Source organism: Mycobacterium gordonae, assembly GCF_002101675.1.
In the GTDB taxonomy this organism is placed as follows: Bacteria; Actinomycetota; Actinomycetes; order Mycobacteriales; family Mycobacteriaceae; genus Mycobacterium; species Mycobacterium gordonae.
In genome coordinates this window covers 1-4492 of record NZ_LQOY01000144.1, presented here as the reverse complement: position 1 = coordinate 4492, position 4492 = coordinate 1, and the positions used below count along the sequence as shown (strand labels likewise).

Sequence of the window (4492 nt, the reverse complement as noted above, 5' to 3'; positions counted from 1 at the left end):
TTCCCCGACGGACCACAACGGTATTTCGACACCATCTACAACGACGACTACTGCCGCAAGCACGGCCTGCTCGACCAATTTCCGCCCGAGGAGCCGGCCGTGATCGACCACCCTAACGACCAGGTCGTGCAGTCCTGGACCCGCTGCGCCACTGTGGTGGATCCGACCGGAGCGATGCAGTAATGGAGTTGCTGACCCAATTCCGCAGCTTCGATCGGCCCAGCCGGATGCTGATGATCAATCAGTTCGGCATCAACCTGGGTTTCTACATGTTGATGCCGTACCTGGCGGCCTACCTCGCCGGCCCACTGGGGCTGGCGGGGTGGGCCGTCGGGCTGGTCTTGGGTGTCCGCAACTTCTCCCAACAGGGCATGTTCATTGTCGGCGGCACGCTGGCTGACCGGATCGGCTACAAACCGTTGATCGTGGCCGGTTGTCTGCTCCGCACGGGCGGCTTCGCGTTGCTGATCTTCGCTCACTCGTTGCCGGTGGTGTTGATCGCCTCGGCTGCCACCGGCTTCGCTGGAGCGTTGTTCAATCCCGCGGTGCGCGCTTATCTCGCCGCCGATTCACGTGCGCGCCGTGTGGAAGCATTCGCGGTGTTCAACATCTTCTATCAGGCTGGAATTCTGCTGGGCCCGTTAGTTGGAGTGCTGCTGGTTGCTATCGACTTCCGCATCACCGCGGCAGGCGCGGCGGCGGTCTTTGCGGTGCTGACGGTGGCGCAATTGCTGGCGCTGCCGCAGCACAGCGCCGATGCCGCACCAGAGAAAACATCGATACTCGATGACTGGCGAGTCGTCCTGGGAAACCGGTCCTTTCTGTTGTTCGCCGCGGCGATGATCGGCTCCTACGTCTTGTCTTTCCAGGTCTATCTCGCCTTGCCGCTGCAGGCGGCGCTGTTGACCAAGCGCTATCAACCGCTGCTGGTGGCGGCGATCTTCGTCGTTTCAGGTGGGGTGGCGGTGGCCGGACAGCTGCGCATCACCCGCTGGTTCGCCGCGCGGTGGGGCCCGGGGCGCAGCCTGGCCATCGGGTTGGGTGTGCTGGCGGCCTCCTTCTTGCCGCTGGTGGCCATCCCCGACGACTCTCGACTCGGGATCGTCGCGGCTGCCGCCGCGCTGCTGGTGACCGCCGCCATGCTGGCTGTCGGTTCGGCCGCGGTCTTCCCGTTCGAAATGGATACGGTCATGGCTCTGGCTGAAGGCCGGCTGGTCGCTACGCATTACGGCTTCTACAACACCATCGTCGGAGTGGGAATCCTGGCCGGCAACCTGGCGACCGGTTGGGCCATGGGTGCAGCGCGGCAGGCAGGAGCCGGTGAACTGGTCTGGGCAGGGCTCTTCGTCATCGGTGTCCTCGCAGCTCTTGCTTTACACCTGCTCGACCGCAACCAGCATCTACAGACCCGTCCAGGCAATGAAGACGCAGCCGCATCTTCTGGCATCAGACAATGCTCCGACACTGTTCGGAAACGATCGTGAGCGCGCCGTTGCTTAGCTCCGCACTGGATGGGTAGCCCCTTTCAGCGAGTCATGAGCGCAGCGTATCGGGGTGCGTTATGACAACGGAATGCCCGTCGCCACGGCCGGTCCTCAAGGGTGTCGTAGTTGCGACGAATCCATCCCCCGGCAGCGGCACGCCAAACGAGAAGTCGACGAAGGAAGGTTGATGCAAACAATGCGAAATGACGTCCGACTCGATCGGCGCACGTTTGTGACCGCGTCGATTGCCGGCGCGGCCGGACTGGCGCTCGGGGCATGCGGGCGAAGCGATCGCGCACTCGACTTGCAGCAGGCCATTAATGCAGCGGAAAAAGCCCGCCCACACACGCGACGGACCGTCGCCGCCACACTGACCGCCCAACCGGTGTCCGTGGACCTCGGCGGTCCGGTCGCGAGAACACTGGCTTACGGCGACGTTCTGCCCGGCCCGCTGATCCGCGCCAATGTTGGGGACGAACTGGCCGTTACGGTCAGGAACCGGCTCGGCGACGCCACCTCGGTGCACTGGCACGGCATCGCGTTGCGCAACGACATGGACGGCGTTTTCCCTTCCACGCCCAATATCGGCGCCAACAGCGAGTTCACCTATCGGTTTTCCTCGCCGCATCCCGGCACCTATTGGGCTCACCCGCACGTGGGCCTGCAGACCGATTATGGGCTGTACCTGCCGGTGATCATTGATGACCCCGCAGAACCTGGCCGCTACGACGCTGAATGGATCGTCGTCCTCGACGACTGGACCGACGGCGTCGGTAGAAATCCTCAGCAGATATTTGATGAGCTCAAGAGCTCTCGAATGGCTCACGAACCCAGCCAGCAGGAGATGCCCGGGATGCCAGCGGTGGGAAGCAGTGCATTGCTGGGCGGCGACTCCGGCGACATCGCTTACCCGTACTATCTGATCAATGGCCGGGTCGCGGCGGCGCCGACCACCTTCGACGCGAAACCGGGTCAGCGCATACGCATTCGCATCATCAACGCCGGCGCCGACACCGCATTCCGCGTGGCGTTGGCAGGCCACGTCATGACGGTCACCCACACCGATGGTTTCCCGGTTGCGCCGACCGAGACCGACGCTTTGCTGGTCGGTATGGCCGAACGCTACGACGTCGTCGTCACCGTCAGCGACGGCGTCTTCCCGCTGGTAGCCATGCCTGAAGGCAAATCGGCGACACCCGGGCGCGCGCTGCTGAAGACCGCCGGCGGCAGCCCACCAGAGGTCAACTTCGCGCCTCCCGAGCTCAACGGCAGAATCGGCACCGTCGACACCTTCACCGCCCCATCGTCCGTCAGCTTGGGGTCAGCGGAATCAGAGGTGAACCTGGCCCTGGAACTCACCGGCTCCATGACGAAATACGACTGGTCCATTAACGGAAAGCCCTACCCCGACAGTCCGCCAGTAAGCGTCAAACAAAGCCAGCGCGCCACCCTGGCTTTCACCAACTCGACCATGATGTACCACCCCATGCACCTGCACGGTCACACCTTCCAGGTCATCAAATCCGACGGCAGCCTGGGCGCTCGCAAAGACACTGTCATCGTGCAGCCTCACCAGAAACTCAAGGCCGTGCTGATCGCCGACAACCCCGGCACCTGGATGATCCACTGCCATCACGGCTACCACCTGGAAGCCGGCATGATGACCGCCCTCAACTACACCGAATTCACGACCTGACACGGTTGACAACGCAGATGACGCCGCAAGTGCTTCTCCGGATAGCAATTCGCCGGTGTTCGACTTCGAGCTACCCGGTGTGCGGGGCAGACCGTTGTTCACGACGTCCGCCCCAGAGCAGGCACATCGAAATACGGTTGCTCTCCTACACCATTGCGATAACCTACACGCGACGGCCGCCAGTGATCGCAGACTCACTCAAATTATCGTTCTCATCGCTGCGAATCTGTGCAATTCGACGAGATCGCGCCCATCCGATGGTCCGCGCCAGCCGCAGATGATCAAGAAATTGTTTTTGTGATTAAGCCGAGGCCAGCTTGCCCCGCGGAGATACAATTTGGCTTCTCGATGCTCGAAAGACGAGAATGGAACACGCATGAGGATCAAAGTCTTAGTCGCAGCTATTGGGCTGCTGCTCGGAGTGGCGCCCGGTGTGGTCGCACCGCAAGCCAGGGCGGAATCTCCGATGATGGATGGGGTCTATCTCTACGCGGACGCCGACGGCGGTACGGGGACGTGGACTGTCAATACGACCTGCAGCCCGGACTGCATCGCTCACGTGACAACTGCGTTAGGGCGAAGTTTTGACGCCCCATTCATAGACGGCCGATATGTCAATTCACGGACCATCCCGGATGGTCTTGACTGTCCGCTATACCAAATGGCCGACAGCTTATGGGATCCCGGATCCCATCCGGTGAGCGTCGTACAGTGGTGGGACCCTATTACACTCAAGGGTGAAGTGCACTTTACGCCCGCGGGGCAAGTGGACTTCCCACACACCCCACCGAGCTGCTATATCGTTGAACACCACCAACTGTTCACCTTGACCAAAGCGGGCTAGACGGCGCCTCTTGCCCACGCATCGCGGGGCACGTCTGATCGGGCCTTGACCCCATGTGGTGGACACGGGATTTATGGTTACGCCGCTGTGGCAGCGTAGTGGTTGTGTGGTTGTTTTCGTAGGTGGCCGGACTGGAATGACGGCATCGGGAGTGGCGTCGTTTGGTGTTGTAGCGGGCCAGCCAGCGGAGACTTCGCGACGGCAGGACGCCGTGTTCGGCCAACATGTGCGGTCCTGCAGGATCTCGCGTTTGAGTGAGGCGTTGAAGGATTCGGCGAGCGCGTTATCGGCACTTGACCCCACCCATCGATTGGATGACACCACGATCATTGCAGAGTTTCGCGAAAGCCCTTGAGGTGTACTGACTTCCGTGATCCGCATGGAATGTCGGTGTTTCGTCTCAAGACATCTTTGACGGTTTGTTCTCAAGACACGCTTGACGTTTCGGCGTTGTTCGTGATCTTGTTC

2 protein-coding genes and 2 pseudogenes are annotated in these 4492 nt (G+C 61.6%); 3 read left to right on the top strand and 1 reads right to left on the bottom strand.

The window, feature by feature from the left end:
* The 3 genes and pseudogenes from AWC08_RS20205 to AWC08_RS20195 all read left to right on the top strand — a co-directional run.
* A pseudogene (locus AWC08_RS20205) lies at window positions 1-183 on the top strand (pyridoxal-5'-phosphate-dependent protein subunit beta); the annotation flags it as partial.
* A complete protein-coding gene (locus tag AWC08_RS20200) occupies window positions 183-1484 on the top strand; it encodes an MFS transporter (RefSeq protein ID WP_082658376.1) in 1302 nt (433 codons plus the stop codon). The pseudogene AWC08_RS20205 and the gene AWC08_RS20200, both read left to right, overlap by 1 nt.
* 187 nt (window positions 1485-1671) lie before the next feature.
* Window positions 1672-3180, top strand: coding sequence for a multicopper oxidase family protein (locus AWC08_RS20195; RefSeq protein ID WP_055576575.1), 1509 nt, complete (start codon window positions 1672-1674; stop codon window positions 3178-3180).
* Window positions 3181-4121: 941 nt separating this feature from the next.
* Here AWC08_RS20195 and AWC08_RS38430 read toward each other — a convergent pair.
* Window positions 4122-4409, bottom strand: a pseudogene (locus AWC08_RS38430) (integrase core domain-containing protein); the annotation flags it as partial.
* Window positions 4410-4492: the final 83 nt, after the last annotated feature.